Annotated in this window: 13 protein-coding genes; 7 read left to right on the top strand and 6 right to left on the bottom strand. The window is 70.6% G+C overall.

The window, feature by feature from the left end:
- Positions 1–36: 36 nt before the first annotated feature.
- Positions 37–3,111: a VIT domain-containing protein gene (locus ACS5PN_RS29040; protein ID WP_439467499.1), complete on the bottom strand. Its 3,075-nt coding sequence runs from the start codon at positions 3,109–3,111 to the stop codon at positions 37–39.
- 124 nt (positions 3,112–3,235) lie between these two features.
- On the opposite strand from ACS5PN_RS29040, the gene ACS5PN_RS29035 reads away from it, so the two are divergent.
- A complete protein-coding gene (locus ACS5PN_RS29035) occupies positions 3,236–4,369 on the top strand; it encodes an acyl-CoA dehydrogenase family protein (RefSeq protein WP_439467498.1) in 1,134 nt (377 codons plus the stop codon).
- 170 nt (positions 4,370–4,539) lie between these two features.
- Positions 4,540–6,180: a M64 family metallopeptidase gene (locus tag ACS5PN_RS29030; RefSeq protein WP_439467497.1), complete on the top strand. Its 1,641-nt coding sequence runs from the start codon at positions 4,540–4,542 to the stop codon at positions 6,178–6,180.
- Here ACS5PN_RS29030 and ACS5PN_RS29025 read toward each other — a convergent pair.
- Complete coding sequence (locus ACS5PN_RS29025) at positions 6,162–7,091, bottom strand: helix-turn-helix domain-containing protein (protein ID WP_439467496.1); 930 nt, start codon at positions 7,089–7,091, stop codon at positions 6,162–6,164. The genes ACS5PN_RS29030 and ACS5PN_RS29025 overlap by 19 nt on opposite strands.
- A 134-nt stretch (positions 7,092–7,225) precedes the next feature.
- Between ACS5PN_RS29025 and ACS5PN_RS29020 the strand changes: the two genes are divergently transcribed.
- From ACS5PN_RS29020 to ACS5PN_RS29010, 3 genes are all read left to right on the top strand, one after another.
- On the top strand, positions 7,226–8,308 hold the full coding sequence (locus ACS5PN_RS29020; protein WP_439467495.1) for a methyl-accepting chemotaxis protein: 1,083 nt from the start codon (positions 7,226–7,228) through the stop codon (positions 8,306–8,308).
- 133 nt (positions 8,309–8,441) lie between these two features.
- Complete coding sequence (locus tag ACS5PN_RS29015) at positions 8,442–9,371, top strand: ATP-binding cassette domain-containing protein (RefSeq protein ID WP_439467494.1); 930 nt, start codon at positions 8,442–8,444, stop codon at positions 9,369–9,371.
- A 3-nt stretch (positions 9,372–9,374) separates the two neighbouring features.
- Positions 9,375–10,520 (top strand): ABC transporter permease, encoded by a 1,146-nt coding sequence (locus tag ACS5PN_RS29010; protein WP_439467493.1) that lies wholly within the window; start codon positions 9,375–9,377, stop codon positions 10,518–10,520.
- Between the two features lie 3 nt (positions 10,521–10,523).
- Here the strand turns inward: ACS5PN_RS29010 and ACS5PN_RS29005 are convergent, their stop codons facing one another.
- Positions 10,524–10,856: a hypothetical protein gene (locus ACS5PN_RS29005; RefSeq protein WP_439467492.1), complete on the bottom strand. Its 333-nt coding sequence runs from the start codon at positions 10,854–10,856 to the stop codon at positions 10,524–10,526.
- Between the two features lie 123 nt (positions 10,857–10,979).
- The gene (gene lepB, locus ACS5PN_RS29000) at positions 10,980–11,666 is read right to left on the bottom strand and encodes a signal peptidase I (RefSeq protein ID WP_439467491.1); all 687 of its coding nucleotides are present in this window, start codon (positions 11,664–11,666) and stop codon (positions 10,980–10,982) included.
- 110 nt (positions 11,667–11,776) lie between these two features.
- Here lepB and ACS5PN_RS28995 point away from each other — a divergent pair, with 110 nt between their 5' ends.
- Entirely contained in the window at positions 11,777–12,280 is a 504-nt protein-coding gene (locus ACS5PN_RS28995; RefSeq protein ID WP_439467490.1) for a GNAT family N-acetyltransferase, read from the top strand.
- A 47-nt stretch (positions 12,281–12,327) separates the two neighbouring features.
- On the opposite strand, the gene ACS5PN_RS28990 is transcribed toward ACS5PN_RS28995, so the two are convergent.
- On the bottom strand, positions 12,328–12,501 hold the full coding sequence (locus ACS5PN_RS28990; protein ID WP_439467489.1) for a hypothetical protein: 174 nt from the start codon (positions 12,499–12,501) through the stop codon (positions 12,328–12,330).
- A 191-nt stretch (positions 12,502–12,692) separates the two neighbouring features.
- Between ACS5PN_RS28990 and ACS5PN_RS28985 the strand changes: the two genes are divergently transcribed.
- Positions 12,693–13,196 carry a TspO/MBR family protein gene (locus ACS5PN_RS28985; RefSeq protein ID WP_439467488.1) on the top strand — a complete coding sequence of 168 codons (504 nt, stop codon included), beginning with the start codon at positions 12,693–12,695 and terminating at the stop codon, positions 13,194–13,196.
- On the opposite strand, the gene ACS5PN_RS28980 is transcribed toward ACS5PN_RS28985, so the two are convergent.
- Positions 13,193–14,335 carry a diguanylate cyclase gene (locus tag ACS5PN_RS28980; protein ID WP_439467487.1) on the bottom strand — a complete coding sequence of 381 codons (1,143 nt, stop codon included), beginning with the start codon at positions 14,333–14,335 and terminating at the stop codon, positions 13,193–13,195. The genes ACS5PN_RS28985 and ACS5PN_RS28980 overlap by 4 nt on opposite strands.
- Between the last annotated feature and the right edge of the window lie 39 nt (positions 14,336–14,374).

Below are 14,374 nucleotides of genomic sequence, written 5' to 3'. Positions count from 1 at the left end.
GGCAGCGGGGCGGACCTGGTCAAGGCAGATGGTGAGTTACTTCGCTTCGGGGCGCGGCGCCACCTCGAAGCTGCCCACCAGCACCTGCTGGCCGCTGCCCGACAGGCGCAGCACGACGCGTTCGTCCTTCTGCCCCGGTGTGCCGAAGCCCGTGGACAGCCACAGCATCAGCGTCGTGTAGGGCGACACCAGCTGCTGTCGGTGGCCGAAGAACTGGGCGCGCACCTCGTAGCGGCCGGGCTTGGCGCGGCGCAGCGAGAACTCCTCGGGGCCGTAGCCGCCGGTGAAGTCGCGCGACATCGCGCCGCCCTGGCGGGTCAGGCGGTTGCCGTAGTAGGCCTTCTCACCGTCGGGGTCGGTCACCCACAGGTCGATGTCGGTGTTGTCGGCATCCCAGGTCAGCACGGTGCGCAGGTCCAGCGGCAGATTGCGGCGCAGGCGCGCATCGACGCGCGACAGGTCCAGCTTTGGCGTGCGTGCGGCGATGGCATTGAGTTCGGTCAGCGCGATCAGGTCGATGTCGGCGAAGCGCGAATCCCACGGGTTGCTGGCCACGTCCCACAGCAGGTCCACGGCACGCTGGGGTTGGGTGGCGGCGAGGGCCAGACCGAGGTCGCGCGAGGACTGGGGCTCGTCGGGCGCCAGTTCGCGCACGCGCTCCAGCAGCGGCACGGCCAGTGCCATCTCTTCGGCCTGCAACAGGCGGTAGGCCAGGATGCGCAGGATGTGGCGGTTCTCCAGCTCCATCTCGGCCAGGTTGGACAGCACGCGCAGCGCCAGTTCGCGCTGGCCCTTGGCGAAGAAGATCTCGGCCGCGTCGATGAAGAAGGCCGTGCTGGACAGGTAGCCCGGACGCTCATCCAGGTAGATGGCATAGCGTTCGGCGTCGCCGGCTTCACGCAGGCGGCGCACATAGGCGGCGTTGGGCTCCCAGGCGCGCAGGGCAATGCTGGCTGCAGGCGCCGTGGCCTGCCCGCCGGTGACGTCTTCGCGCACCACACGTGCATCGGCCAGCTGAGCGGACTGCAGCGCGGGGGCAGTCATGCGCGCCGGGGCTGGCGCGACGGGTGCCGGCGCCGGGGCCGGCCTCATCTCGGCGACCGCAGGCGGGGGGGCGTTCAGGGTCACGGCTTGAGCGGACTCGGAGGCCATCTTGGGCGCCTGCGCCGGGCGCCTGGGCGGCGGCGGAGGTGGCACCGGCGTTGCCGGCGCGGGGATGATCTGGACCGCCACCGTGGGCACGGGCTCGGCCGGGCGTTGCGGGAACTCCCTGGACCACCAGGCCTGGCGTTCGGCAAAGCGTCTCACCAGGCTTTCGACATGGCTTTCGCGGTCGACCTGGCGCGTGCTGTCGCGCTGGCCGATGCTGCGCTGGTAGGCCGTACGCATGGCAGCGGTGGGCGGCACGATCTCGTAGCGCACATAGTCGGCCAGCTCGTCGAGCACGATCAGGGAAGTCTCGGCGCTGAGCAGGCGGAACTGCTCGCCGAGGCGGCGGATCTGGGCGCGATTGCGTTGCTGCTCGGCCGACAGCTCAGCCACGCGCAACTCGGCCCAGCGCCGTGCCGCCAGCGGCAGCGTCGCTTCGTCGGAGGGTGGGCTCTCGGTCGGTGCCTTCAGCTCGATGCGGCGCTGGCTGCGCCGGCCTTCGCCATCGGCGAGGGTGACGAGGAGGCGGCCGGTCACCACCGTCAGGCGGGCAGCGATGGCGATGCGGCCGTTCTCGGGATGCAGGGACTCGACGACCACGTCCTCGATGCCCTCGACGCCGGCACCTCTGACATCCACCACCTGCAGGCCCGGTCGCGTCAGGGCGGTCAGAGCCGCGGCCGTGTCCATGCGGTTCAGGTCCAGCAGGCATGCGCCGCTGGTCTCGGCGAGGCGGCGCAGCCGCGGCAGATCGGCGCGGCTGGCCGCGTTCACCGTGAACACCGGGCCGGCCGGAGGCTTTGCGCCGAGGGCGGGCCAGGTGGCCAGGCCATCGCTGAACAGCAGGCTCATCGTGCCGGCGCCGGGCGCCGCGGCGGACAGGCCCTTGAGCCATGCGCCGGGACTGCTGGCGCCGTCGTAGGGCAGTTGCATCAGGGTGCGTCGCAGGGCCTGCCAGTCGCCGGCACGCACGTCGAAGACGCGCACCGGTTCGGCGGCGTCACGCGCCACCGTCAGGTGCACGCGCACATCGCGGGCGGCGGAGAAGAGGGCGTCCAGCAGCGCGAGTTCGCGGGCATGGTCGCGCTCAGCGCCGGAGCCGGAGGCATCCCAGACCAGGTTGAGCTCGCGCGGCAGTCGGGCCGGGCCACGCGGGCCCTCGGGCGCGGCGAGCTCGGCATAGGCGTAGACCTGGCCGAGATGCTCCTGCACGACGACGCTGTCGCCGCCGCTGCCCACCCAGCTCAGGGTCAAGGCCTCGCGCGGCAGCCAGCCGCGGCGCTGCAGCTGCATCGAGGTCTGGTCGCCGCGAGCGAAGGTCTCCACGCCGGCCAGGGCCCCGCCGGGCTGGGGCTTGTTGCCCCCGCGCAGGTCGAAGCGGCCGTCGAACTGGGCGATGGGCTGGCCGAAGTTCAGGGGCAGCCGGTACTGCAGCCGGCCCTGGCTGTCGGGATGCAGGGTCTCGGCCAGTTGCAGCATGACGCGCCGCTCGCCGTTGGGCGGCACGGGGTAGATGCGCAGCTTGAAGTTGTTGCCGGCGGTGCGCTCCAGCAAGGCCGGGTCGACACGGCGGCGCGAGATGTCGTCGAAGACCTGGCGGCCCTTGTCCTTGGGCACCGGCACGGCGCCCACCATCTCGCCGCGGATGTCCAGCGCAAAGCCGACGACGCTCTGGCCCGCATCCAGCGGGAATTCCAGCGTGGCCTCGAGCTGGCGTGGGTTGGGGTTGTGCACGACCACCTCAATGCGCGTCTGCGCCTGGGCGCCGGCCAGCGTGGCCTGCACGTTCACACGCTGCAGCGTCAGCGGCTGGGCGGCGTCGGGCACGACGAAGCGCGGCATGAGCGGCGCAATCGGCGGTGGTGGCTTGACGGGCGGAGGCGGCGGGCTGAGCGCGAAGGCGGCCGAGGCCGCCAGCGTCAGCAGGGCGAGCAGCAAGCGAAGCGTTGTGGCAGTGGGCATGAAAGGACTCCGTGACCGGTGACTCCTGCTTCTACGGTGGCCGGCGGAAAACGGGGTGAACGGCCGTGCAAACGGCCAAGTCGACAATAGCGACATCCCCAAACGTTGTCGGAAAGCGCCACCCATGCTCCTCCCCGAAGACCACCTCGCCGTACAAGACGCCATCCGCGCCTTCGTGCAGGCCGAGATCGCCCCCCATGCCGCGGCCTGGGACAAGAACCACCACTTCCCGGCCGAGCAGCTGAAGGGCCTGGCCGCCCTGGGCTGCTATGGCGTGGCCGTGCCCACCGAATGGGACGGCGCGGGCCTGGACTATCTGGCCCTGGCCGTCATCCTGGAAGAGATCGCCGCGGGCGACGGCGGCACCAGCACCGTGGTGAGCGTCAACAACTGCCCGGTCTGCTCCATCCTGATGGCCTTCGCCAACGACGAGCAGAAGCAGCGCTTCCTGAAGCCGCTGGCGCGCGGCGACATGCTGGGCGCCTTCTGCCTGACCGAGCCGCATGTGGGCTCCGAGGCCGGCGGCCTGCGCACGACCGCCGTTCGGGACGGCGACGACTATGTGCTCAACGGCGTCAAGCAGTTCATCACCAGCGGCAAGCACGGCGACGTCGCCATCGTCATGGCCGTGACCGACAAGGCCGCCGGCAAGAAGGGCATCAGCGCCTTTGTCGTGCCGACCAACGCGCCGGGCTACACGGTCGCGCGCATCGAAGAGAAGATGGGCCAGCACAGCAGCGACACGGCCCAGATCCTGTTCGAGAACTGCCGCGTGCCGGCTGCCAACCGCCTCGGCGAGGAAGGCCAGGGCCTGAAGATCGCGCTGTCGGGCCTGGAGGGCGGGCGCATCGGCATCGCCTCGCAAAGCGTCGGCATGGCGCGTGCGGCGTTTGAGGCAGCCCTGCGCTACAGCAAGGACCGCGTCACCTTCGGCCAGCCCATCTTCAACCACCAGGCCATCCAGTTCAAGCTGGCCGAGATGGCCACGCAGATCGAGGCCGCGCGCCAGCTGATCTGGCATGCCGCCAGCCTCAAGGACGCCGGCCGGCCCTGCCTGAAGGAGGCGGCCATGGCCAAGCTCTTCGCCAGCGAGATGGCCGAGAAGGTCTGCTCGGAGGCCATCCAGATCCACGGCGGCTATGGCTACCTCAGCGACTTCCCCGTCGAGCGCATCTACCGCGATGTGCGCGTCACGCAGATCTACGAGGGCACGAGCGAGGTGCAGAAGATCCTGATCGGGCGCGCGCTGGCCGGCTGATTGCCGAAAACCTGCGGCCCTTGCACGAAACCGCCATTCGCTGAGCCCGGGGTGCGCCGCGGCGCCCTGCGCTGCCTAGCATCGCGCCGCCATGTCGCTAACGACGTGGCCCGCCGGTGCCCTCCGTTGCCATCGGCGGCCCCCCGTCCGCCGTTGCAAGGAGCCGTGCCATGCCGCACCCCAATGCCCGTTCTTTTCCGCTGAATCGCCTGGCCCTGGTCGCTGTGTTGGCCGCAGCGCCCGCCCTGGCCCAGGCCGATGCGCTGCTGCTGCGCCTGCGCCAAGCCGGTACCAGCCAGATCGAACTGCTGCATGCCGAGCGTGGTGCCTTCGCGGCCCAGCCGGTGCAGGCGGACGCTGATGCGCAGGCCGGCGACCTGGTGCTGGTCGGCCGCGACGCCCAGGGCCGCGAGCTGTTCCGCCGTGCCGTGAAGAGCCCGGCGACGCTGCATGCCGAGACCTTCGACCCGCGCACCGGGCGCATCGTCGATGCACGCACGGTGGCGCGCGAAGGCGGCGTGGTGGAGCTGCGCGTGCCCGACGCCGCGGCGCTGGCCAGCGTGGATGTGCTGGAGCGCCAGGCCGCCCATGCCCAGGCCCTGCGCGAGGGCCGCGCCTCGGCTTCCGCCGAGGCGCAGACGCCGCTGCTGCGCCTCAGCCTCGCCGACATCGATGCGGCGGCCACGACCCGCATTCGTGCCGCCGCCGCGCCCAGCGGCTCGGCCTGGCTGTGGCAGAGCGGCGCCACCGGCGAGCGCATGGACATCGTGCTGATCGGCGACGGCTACACCGCGGCCCAGCTGGGCCAGTGGCAGGCCGACGCCGCCAAGGTGGCCAACGGCCTGCTGGCCGACCCGCTGTTCGCCGCTCACAAGCAGCAGTTCAATGTGCGCCGCGTCGACGTGGTCAGCGCCCAGTCCGGCGTCAGCGAGGGCGGCGTCACGCGCAACACCGCCCTCGGTGCGGTGGTGGGCTGCTACGGCATCGCGCGGCTGGTGTGCGCCAACGAGACGACGGTGATGTCCACCGTCGGCCAGGTGGTGCCGGCCGACGGCCGCGACATCGTCATCGTCGTGGCCAACACCCAGACCTATGGCGGCGCCAGCTTCGGCGTCATGGGCACCATGACCATGCACCCGCAGGCCATCGAGATCGCGCTGCACGAGATCGGCCACAGCGCCTTCCAGCTCGCCGACGAGTACGACTACGGCACTTGCGCCACCAGCAGCGAGCCCAGCCAGGCCAACATCACCGTCGCGACCTCGCGCAACAACGTGAAGTGGCGCGACCTGATCGCCGCGGGCACCGCCGTGCCCACGCAGCCGGGCAGCTATGCCAACGGCACGGTCGGGCTGTTCCAGGGCGCCAACTACTGCACCAGCGGCGTCTACCGGCCGACCGAGAACTCGCGCATGCGCCAGCTCGGCCAGCCCTGGCATGCCGTCAACGAGCGCCGCGCCACCGCGGTGTTCAACAGCTATGCGCCCGGCGGCACCGACCCGGGCACCGGTACCCAGGTCAGCGGCTCGCTGAGCGGCACCGGCGCCATCAGCTACCAGCCCGGCGGCAACTATGTGAGCAGCGCCCAGGGCGGGACCTTCAAGATGGCGCTGGCCGGCCCGGCCGGCGCCAACTTCGACCTGCTGCTGTACCGCTGGGTCAACAACGCCTGGACGCAAGTCGCGCGCAGCAACCAGGCCGGCAGCAATGACAGCCTGAGCTACACCGGCCCCGCCGGCTACTACATCGCGGGTGTCTACAGCGTCTCGGGATCCGGTGCGTTCACGCTGACCTATACCTTCCCCAAGTAGTCCTGCTGAGCCGCCCGCCAAGCCCCGGGCGGCTGCCCGAGGTGCTGGGCGAACACGCGCGACAGATGGCTGGCGCTGCGAAAGCCGGTGGCTGCCGCGATGGCAGCCACCGGTTCGCGGCACTCGCGCAGCAGGATCTGGGCGCGTGCCAGCCGCTGCTGGGTGACGAAGCGGTGCGGGGAGACGCCGACGCTGCGCTGGAACTCGCGCGCGAAGTGCGACTCGCTCATGCAGCACAGGGACGCCAGCTCGGCGTTGGCGATGGGACCGTGCAGGTTCTCGTCGATGAAGGCCTTGAGCCGCACCAGCCGCGCATGGCCCAGCGCGCCGTGGCCCGCCGGGGCATCGACCGGGCGGCTGTGCTGCTCCAGCAGATAGGCCAGCAGGGTCTGCACCACGCCATCGCAGAAGCGCGCCGCCAGCGGGCCGGCCAGTCGTTCCGCCTCGGCCAGCTTCCAGGCCAGTTCGGTGACGAAGCGGTCCGTGGCGAAGCCGGTGCCGGCCAGCGCGAGCGGCACGCCGCCATGCTCGGTCGACAGCGCCTCGACGGTGGCTTCGGGGATGAAGATGTTGACGATGTCGCAGCCGGACAGGCGCCGCCAGTCCTGGCGCGCGCCGGGCGGGCAGATGCGAAAGCGGTTGGCGGCGATCAGCCCGCCCCAGACCGCCCGGCCTGCCACCCAGATCTGCGATTCCATCGGTTCCAGCATCACGGCGATGCGGTAGCGGCCGGGGTGGGGTTGCACGCTCTTGAGCGCCATGTCCGGCCCGCGGGCCGACCAGCGCACCACGCCCGCGTCCGAGCCCGGCAGCGGACCCAGGCACAGCTGCGGCCGCCCGGGGATGCCGCTGGCGCGACACCAGTGCTGCAGATCGTCGTCGGGCGGCAGGGCCTGGGGCAGGGGTGGCATGGTCGACACGCTATCGCCCCGGGCGTGGCGCCGGCAATCCAGGGCCGTCCCCCGATTCATGTGCGGGTTTGCCTGGACTGTCGCCGGTTGAGAGCGTTACCGAAGATGGGGCTACCCCCACTGGAGCCCTGTCGATGTTTGCCAACCTGTCCATCGCCCAGCGCCTGGCCCTTTATCTGGGCCTGTCCATTGCGCTTCAACTCCACGTCATCCTGGGCGTCATCTACGGCATGCCCGCGGGCTGGCTGATCGGCGGCAGCCTGGTACTGGGTGGCGCCATCGCCTTCGTCTACCTGGACGGCGCCAAGAGCGTCGGCGACTTCCTGCGCGACCTGATGGGCGGCGCCTCGCGCATGAGCGAGGGCGACCTGCGCGAGGACATCGTGCTGCGCGGCAACTCCAGCGCCCGCGCCGGCATGTCCATGCTGATGCGTCTGCAGGACACGCTGCGCAACATGATGAGCACGCTGCGCGACGGGGCCGAGCAGGTCAACACGGCGGCCACCGAGATCGCCGCCGGCAACCTGGACCTGTCCCAGCGCACCGAGCAGGGCAGTGCCGACCTGCAGCAGGCCGCCAGCTCCATGCGCCAGATGACCGATGCCGCTCGCCACAGCAGCGAGGCCATGGGCGAGGCCAGCGGCCTGGCGCAGACGACGGCCAGCCAGGCGCGCCAGAGCGGCGAGGTGGTGCTGAACGCCGTCACGGCCATGAACGGCGTCAGCCAGAGCAGCCGCAAGATCGCCGACATCATCGGCGTCATCGACGGCATCGCCTTCCAGACCAACATCCTGGCGCTGAATGCCGCCGTGGAGGCTGCGCGCGCCGGCGAGCAGGGCCGCGGCTTCGCCGTCGTGGCCGCCGAGGTGCGTTCGCTGGCCCAGCGCTCGGCCGGCGCGGCCAAGGAGATCAAGACCCTGATCGGCGCCAGCGTCGAGCAGGTGGATGCCGGCTCCCGCCTCGTCAACGATGCCGGCACGCAGATGCAGGACGTCGTCGCCAGCGTGGAGCGCGTGGCTTCGCTGATCAAGGACGCGACCGAACTGGCACGCACCCAGAGCGCCGGCCTGCGCGAGATCGCCGACTCCGTGGACCGGCTGGACCAGTCCATGCAGCAGAACGCCGCCTTGGTGGAGCAGGGCGCCGCGGCCGCGGAGAGCCTGAAGTCCCAGGCCGGCCGCCTCAACGAGCTGGTGGGACGCTTCCGCACGCGCTGACCGCCGCGCTTCGCTCGCCATTCACGCCGCCTGCCGTCGATCGGCGCGGTGCGCTCGCCGTTCGTCGCAACCGCCTCGTTGCCCCGAGGCGAGCGGCCTAGCATGCGCTCCAACTCGATCCAGGAGATGGGGCATGACGAAGGAAGTGCTGGTGGCAACAGGCCTGCGCAAGGCCTATGGCGACAGGACGGCGGTGCACGAGGTCAGCCTGGCGCTGCGGCCCGGCGAGGTGCTGGGCCTGCTGGGGCCGAATGGCGCCGGCAAGTCGACGACGGTGGGCATGATCTGCGGCCTGACGGCGCCCGATGCCGGCACGGTGACCCTGTCCGGTGGTGCCAGCCTGGCCTCCGATAAGGCCGGCTACAAGCGTCGCATCGGCCTGGTGCCCCAGGACATCGCGCTGTACGAGGAGCTGCCGGCGCGCATGAACCTCGAGCTGTTCGGCAATCTCTACGGCATGCCTCCCGACCTGCTGAAGCGCCGCACCGACGAAGTGCTGGCCATGGTGGGCCTGTCCGACCGCGCCAAGGACAAGCCCTCGACCTTCTCCGGCGGCATGAAGCGCCGCCTCAACATCGCCTGCGCCCTGATCCATGACCCCGAGGTCATCCTGCTCGACGAGCCCACTGCCGGCGTCGACCCGCAGAGCCGCAATGCCATCTTCGACAACCTCGAAATGCTGAAGGCCGCCGGCAAGGCGCTGATCTACACCACCCACTACATGGAGGAGGCCGAGCGCCTGGCCGACCGCATCGTCGTCATCGACCATGGCCGCGTCGTCGCGAGCGGCACCCAGGCCCAGCTGTTCGCGCTGCTGCCGGCCTCGCAGGTGCTGCAGGTCGAGATCGACGGTGAACCGGATGACGCCGCGCTTCAGGGCCTGGCCGGGGTCACGCGCGTGGGCCAGAAGCTGGAGATCAGCGTCGGCGACCTGGCGCGAGACACCGGCCCCATGCTGGCTGCGCTTGTCGCGCGAGGCGTCAAGGTGCGCGGCCTGGCCTCCGCCCGCGCGACGCTCGAAGACGTCTTCCTGTCTCTCACCGGCCGTCAACTGCGGGACTGAACCATGCAAGCCTTGCTCGCCCTTGTCCGTGCGGAGATCAAGCTGCACTTCTCCAACCGTCGCGCCGTGCTGATGAGCATCGTCGCGCCCATCCTCATTGCCGCCTTCTTCGGCAGCCTGTTCGGCTCCAGCAGCAAGATGGCCGGCATTCCCGTCGGCATCGTCGACCAGGATCACAGCCCCCTGTCGCAGCATGTCGTGGCGGCCCTGCAGGCGGAGACCTCGCTGAAGACCACGGTCGGTGATGAAGCCGAGCTGCTGACCCAGGTGCGCGCCGGCAAGCTGCGCGCTGTTGCCATCCTGCCTGCGGGCCTGGGCGAGCAGGCCGGCCGCGCGCTGCTCGGTGCTGGCAGCAAGCCCGAGGTCGCCCTGCATTTCGACCCCTCGCAGTCCAGCGCCGTGCCCATCGTGCGCGGCCTGCTGGCGCAGACCATGATGCAGGAGATCGGCCGCGGCTTCAGCCCCGGTGGCGCGGCCACCGGGTTGTCACTGCCCTACACCACGCGCGACATCGAGGCCGTGCAGTCCAGTGCCAACGCCGCCCCCGTGGCCTACAACAGCTATGCCCATTCCTTTGCCGGCATGGGCGTGCAATTCATCCTGATGGCCGGCGTCGACATGGCCCTGGGCCTGCTGATGATGCGCCGCCTGGGCCTGTGGAAGCGCCTGCGCGCGGCACCGCTGTCACGCGCTCAGCTGCTGGGCAGCCGCATCGTCGCCAGCGCCTTGATCTCGCTGATCGTCTTCGCCGTGCTCTATGTCGTCGCCATCGCCGGCTTCGGTGTGCGCGTGCTCGGCAGCCCGGCCGGCTTCGTGCTGGTGCTGGTCTGCTTCGCACTGCTGACGGCCAACTTCGGCCTGCTCATTGCCGCCCTGGGACGCACGCCCGAGGCTACCCGTGGCCTGGCCATCCTGGCGACCCTGCTGATGGTCATGCTGGGCGGCGCCTGGGTGCCGGCCTTCATCTTCCCGGAGTGGCTGCAGACCGCGTCCCTGGCCGTACCGACGCGCTGGGCCGTGGATGCGCTGGATGCGATGACGTGGCGGGGTCAACCCTTCTCGGAGGCCCTGCTGCCGAGCGCGGTGATGCTGGGCTTCAGCATCGCCTTTGGCTTGCTGGCGATCTGGCGGTTTCGCTGGGAGGAGTGAGGCTCAGCCTTCGACGGGTTGAACGCGGCTGGCACGCCAGCAGGCGATCAGCTCGCGGGCCAGGCCCGGCAGTTCGCCGCGGCCGACGCGCTTGGCAAAGCCGAAGCGTTCGCCCGCGTAGATGCGGTCATACGCCAGGCGGGACACGTGGGCCGGCCAGCCCTGGGCAGCCATCAACGCCGAAAAGCGCTCCAGCAGCTGCAGTTCGGCCTGCACCGGCCAGTCTTCGGGCGTCCAGCGCTCCGCAATGACCAGGCGCGTCGACCCATCGGCCAGGTCGATGCGGCGCGGGCCGAAGCTGGGCAGGGGGAGGGGACGGCGATGGCGGCGTGACATGGCCGTGAAGATAGGCCGGTCACCCGCCAACCCGCTGCCTAAAAACACCGCTTCTGCGGCGCGGGCGGCGCCGAAATTCGTAACGGCCCGCCAGGATGTGACCTGGCTCACATTCCACGGCCCTCAGCGGATGGCCGACACCCAGCGATCCAGGCGCGGTGCCATGCGCCAGCCCTCTTCGCCCAGCCAGTCGGCCGAGACCAGCACATGGTGGGCGCGGCCGATGAGCTTCTCGCGCGGCACGGTGCCGATGAAGCGCGAGTCCTCGCTGTTGTCGCGGTTGTCGCCGAGCAGGAAGTACTGGCCCGCCGGCACGGTGATCTCGGCGAAGTCGCGCCGCGCGCGCAGCGTCGGCAGCAGCTGCACGGTGTGATCGCGGCCGCCCAGGTGCTCGGTGGCGCGCACGGCGTTGACGACCCAGCCCGGCGTCACCGTCTCGCCCTGGGTGCGGCGCTCGGTATAGGCCAGCGGCTGGCCGTTCAGGATGAGCACGTCGTCGCGCATGGCGATGCGGTCGCCCGGCAGGCCGACGATGCGCTTGATGAGGCGGGTGCCGCCCGCCGGCGAGCTCAGCGTGACGACGTCGCCGCGCTGCGGTTCGGCCAGCGGCAGCAGCACGACGTCGGTCAGCGGCAGCTTGAGGTCATAGGCCAGCCGGTTGACGACAACGACATCGCCTTCCAGCAGCGTCGGCCGCATCGAGCCCGATGGGATGGGATTCCAGTCGGCCACCGCGGTGCGGAACAGCGCGAAGCTGAGCAGGAAGAGGATGAAGCCGCGGTTGTCGCGGAGGGTGCGTCGGAGGTTCATGGCCGCCATGCTGCGGCGAGCCGTCGCGCCGCGGTGGCGGGGGCGGGCGAATGGTGGGCCGGGCCGGGCGAATGGCGGCGGCGCTGCGCGAACGGCAGGTACAAAGCGGGATGCCCATCGCATTCACAACGCTGACCGAAGCCGACCTGCCCCTGCTGCACGAGTGGCTCACCCGTCCCCACATCGCTGAATGGTGGGGGCCGGCCGATTCGGTCGACGAATTGCGCGAGGACTTCCTGTCCGGCGGCACGACGCGGGCCTTCATCGCGCGCAGCGACGGCGAGGCCATCGGTTTCGTGCAGTGCTATGTCGTGCTGGGTTCGGGCGAGGGCTGGTGGGAGGACGAGACCGACCCCGGCGCGCGCGGCATCGACCAGTTCTTGGCCCATGAAGCCCAGCTGAACCAGGGCCTGGGCCGGGCGATGGTGCAGGCTTTTGTCGACCAGCTGTTTGACGATCCGGCCGTCACGGTCGTACAGACAGACCCCTCACCCAATAACCCGCGCGCCATCCGCTGCTACGCGGCGGCCGGCTTTCAGGCGGTCGGCGAGGTGGTGACGCCTGACGGCGCCGCGCTGTTGATGCGCTGCTGGCGCCGCACCGAACGACGCTGAGGGGTGCGCGCCGCGATCATGCGGCGATGCACGCCCCAGCGGGTAGTTCAGGCCGGGGGATCCTTGGAGCGCGTCCGCGACACGGCCATCATGATGCCGACGCCGGCGACGATGAGGCAGGCGATGGCCACATAGGTGGCGGCCAGGCCGGCGGTGATCAGTGCCCAGGCGAGGCCGCCCAGCAGCACGGCCAGGCCGACGATATAGAGCAGGAATGACATGGAACCTCCTGTCGGCGACGGAGCGGGCGCTCCATCTCGTCGAGCCATTCTGGTGAGGCGGGCTGCTGTCCATGGTCGGACGCTGTTGGAGCCGGCCGTAGGTGGCTTCCTACCCGCGCTGAAGGCTCGCACCGGCGCGCATGCCGAGGGCGGCGCCCTATGGTGGGCGGACCGGATTTCAGGAGTCCGCCATGCAGTTGTCGTCCTCTCGTTCCACGCCCGCCCAGGCAGTCGGTCTGCTGGGCTGGCTGGGCCTCGTCTTCGTCGCAGCGGCCCTGGGCGCCGTGGCTTCCATGGAGGCGCCCACCTTTTACGCGCAGTTGGTCAAGCCGGGCTGGGCACCGCCGGCCGCCGTCTTCGGGCCGGTGTGGTCGGTGCTCTATCTGCTGATGGCGGTGGCGGCCTGGCTGGTCTGGCGTGACCCGGCCGCGTGGGGGCGTGGTGCCGCCTTGGCGCTGTTCGTCGCCCAGCTGGCTGCCAATGCGCTGTGGTCCTGGTTGTTCTTCGGCTGGCACGACGGGGCCCTGGCCTTTGTCGACGTGCTGCTGCTGCTGGGCCTGGTGGTCGTCACGGCGGTTGCCTTTTGGCGCATTCGCCCGGCGGCCGGCTGGCTGCTGGCGCCCTATGCGGCCTGGGTGAGTTTTGCGAGTGCGCTGACCTGGGCCGTCTGGCGGGCCAATCCCGGCCTGCTTTAAGCCGCCAGCACGACGCGGTTGCGGCCGGTTTCCTTGGCGCGGTAGAGGGCGTCGTCGGCGCGGCGGATGACGGCCTGCAGATCCTGGTCGGCCGGACCGAACTCCGACACGCCGATGCTGACCGTCACGCGCACGCCCGCGTTGGACGCGGCCACCCGCGTGGCGACGCGCTGGGCCAGCGGCTCGGCATCGTGCAACTGCGTGCGCGGCAACAGCACGCAGAACTCCTCGCCACCCCAGCGGCCGACGAGGTCGTCGCTGCGCAGGGCCGCGCGCAGGCTGGCCGACACGGCCTGCAGCACCTGATCGCCCCGGGCGTGGCCATGCTGGTCGTTGATGGCCTTGAAGTGGTCAACGTCCACCATCATCAGCGCATAGCCGGACTTGCCTTGCAATGCGTTCGCGTGCTCGTCTTCCAGCCGCTGCAGCAGGCCGCGGCGGTTCAGCGCGCCGGTCAGTTCATCGGTCTTGGCCTGCTGCCCCAGCCGGTGCAGCACGCGGCCCAGCACCAGGCGGATGTGGACCAGGTTGAGGAGGCCGCCGACAAAAAGCACCAGGATGGCCAGCGGGATGTTGGCGTGGCCCGGCGCGTCGATGGAAATCTTGGTCGTCGACCCCACCAGCAGGGCCTGCACGCCGCGCACCAGCAGGGCCGCGCCCAGCAGGCTGTAGCCGGCCGCCGCCACCGGCGCGAAGATGGGCGTGGCCGCGCGACCCAGGCGCCACATCAGGCTGACGCTGGCCAGCATCATGGCGGCGCAGCCCAGGCAGACGACGGCCACGCGCAGGCCATGGCCGTTGTCCATCAGGAAACTGGCCGCGATGACGCCGGCCGCGGTGGCCAGACCCAGGGCATAGGGCCGCAGCGGCAGCCGCCGGCCCCAGTGCAGGGCCAGGCCGCGGTGCTCGCACATGGACGCCGCCAGGATCAGCAGGTCGGCCAGGTTGCGCGGTGCGCTGCCGCTTTCCAGCGGCGGCACGAACAGCATCAGCCCCAGGGCCAGCAGCAGCCAGAACAGCGTGAAATGCCCTTCGGCCGCGCGCCAGCGACGCGCCATGCGGGCCGTCATGGCCCAGACCAGCGCGTGCACGAAGAACTGCACCGAGACGAGCGCGATCAGCAGCGGTTGCGCGGTCAAGCGAGGCTCCGGCAGGGCGGGTGGAAAGCGCGGAGTGTG

Origin of the sequence: Roseateles sp. NT4 (assembly GCF_051857475.1) — a bacterium.
GTDB lineage: Bacteria > Pseudomonadota > Gammaproteobacteria > Burkholderiales > Burkholderiaceae_C > Pelomonas.
This window is presented reverse-complemented; position numbering and strand designations above follow the sequence as displayed.

What these genes read in the sequence shown, in the direction of transcription:
- ACS5PN_RS29040 (WP_439467499.1), bottom strand. Translation starts at nt 3,111, where the DNA reads ATGCCCACTGCCACAACGCTTCGCTTGCTGCTCGCCCTGCTGACGCTG.
- ACS5PN_RS29035 (WP_439467498.1), top strand. Translation starts at nt 3,236, where the DNA reads ATGCTCCTCCCCGAAGACCACCTCGCCGTACAAGACGCCATCCGCGCC.
- ACS5PN_RS29030 (WP_439467497.1), top strand. Translation starts at nt 4,540, where the DNA reads ATGCCGCACCCCAATGCCCGTTCTTTTCCGCTGAATCGCCTGGCCCTG.
- ACS5PN_RS29025 (WP_439467496.1), bottom strand. Translation starts at nt 7,091, where the DNA reads ATGCCACCCCTGCCCCAGGCCCTGCCGCCCGACGACGATCTGCAGCAC.
- ACS5PN_RS29020 (WP_439467495.1), top strand. Translation starts at nt 7,226, where the DNA reads ATGTTTGCCAACCTGTCCATCGCCCAGCGCCTGGCCCTTTATCTGGGC.
- ACS5PN_RS29015 (WP_439467494.1), top strand. Translation starts at nt 8,442, where the DNA reads ATGACGAAGGAAGTGCTGGTGGCAACAGGCCTGCGCAAGGCCTATGGC.
- ACS5PN_RS29010 (WP_439467493.1), top strand. Translation starts at nt 9,375, where the DNA reads ATGCAAGCCTTGCTCGCCCTTGTCCGTGCGGAGATCAAGCTGCACTTC.
- ACS5PN_RS29005 (WP_439467492.1), bottom strand. Translation starts at nt 10,856, where the DNA reads ATGTCACGCCGCCATCGCCGTCCCCTCCCCCTGCCCAGCTTCGGCCCG.
- lepB (WP_439467491.1), bottom strand. Translation starts at nt 11,666, where the DNA reads ATGAACCTCCGACGCACCCTCCGCGACAACCGCGGCTTCATCCTCTTC.
- ACS5PN_RS28995 (WP_439467490.1), top strand. Translation starts at nt 11,777, where the DNA reads ATGCCCATCGCATTCACAACGCTGACCGAAGCCGACCTGCCCCTGCTG.
- ACS5PN_RS28990 (WP_439467489.1), bottom strand. Translation starts at nt 12,501, where the DNA reads ATGTCATTCCTGCTCTATATCGTCGGCCTGGCCGTGCTGCTGGGCGGC.
- ACS5PN_RS28985 (WP_439467488.1), top strand. Translation starts at nt 12,693, where the DNA reads ATGCAGTTGTCGTCCTCTCGTTCCACGCCCGCCCAGGCAGTCGGTCTG.